This is a genomic window from Epilithonimonas hominis, assembly GCF_003730015.1.
Taxonomy (GTDB): Bacteria; Bacteroidota; Bacteroidia; order Flavobacteriales; family Weeksellaceae; genus Epilithonimonas; species Epilithonimonas hominis.
The window spans coordinates 1-771 of sequence record NZ_RJTU01000092.1 but is presented as its reverse complement, the minus strand read 5'-3'; the positions used below and the strand labels follow the sequence as shown (position 1 = coordinate 771).

Below are 771 nucleotides of genomic sequence, written 5' to 3'. Positions count from 1 at the left end.
ATTTCTGCAGAATATTTATCGATAGATTCAGAATATCAGTTGTTTAGATACCTCTCTAATTCAAAACTAAAGGGAATGATTGAGAGAAGTGTGTTTAATCGCAGAAAAAGAAAGCTTTTCTTACACTTGGAAAATATTAGAAAACTTATGGTTGCTAAATTTAATGAGATGGAAACCACTTTTATTGTAGATTCGATGCCTTTAGAAATCTGCAAAAACGCAAGAGCGAACCGCTCTAAAATTTGTAAGGAAAATGAATTTTCGTTTCCCAGCAAAGGTTATTGCGCTTCTCAATCGAGTTATTATTATGGTTACAAATTACATGCAGTTTGTTCTGTTTCCGGAGTTTTCCAAAGTTTTGATATTTCTACAGCAAGCATTCATGATATTCATTTTTTGCAAGATATCAAGCATCAAATGAACAATTGTACGTTGATTGGAGACAGGGGTTATTTATCCACCCAAGTGCAAACAGATTTGTTCAATTATGCGAATATAAAGCTGGATACACCCATGAGAAACAACCAAAAAAATTATCAAAAACAAAAATATATTTTCAGAAAATCCAGAAAAAGAATTGAGACTTTATTCTCTCAACTTTGCGACCAATTTAAAATCAGAAACAATTACGCAAAATCTTTTAACGGTTTTAAAACAAGGGTATTGAGCAAAATAACAGCATTAACTTTCATTCAGTTTGTAAATGTTTTTGTTTTCAATAGAAAAATGAATAGACTTAAAATTGAATTAATTTAATAATGCACTACGAGT

Annotated in this window: 1 protein-coding gene; it reads left to right on the top strand. The window is 30.5% G+C overall.

Annotated features, from left to right (window positions below):
- Positions 1–756 (top strand): IS982 family transposase (locus EGH73_RS13905; protein ID WP_184808118.1); only part of this gene is annotated, 756 nt, incomplete at its 5' end.
- Positions 757–771: the final 15 nt, after the last annotated feature.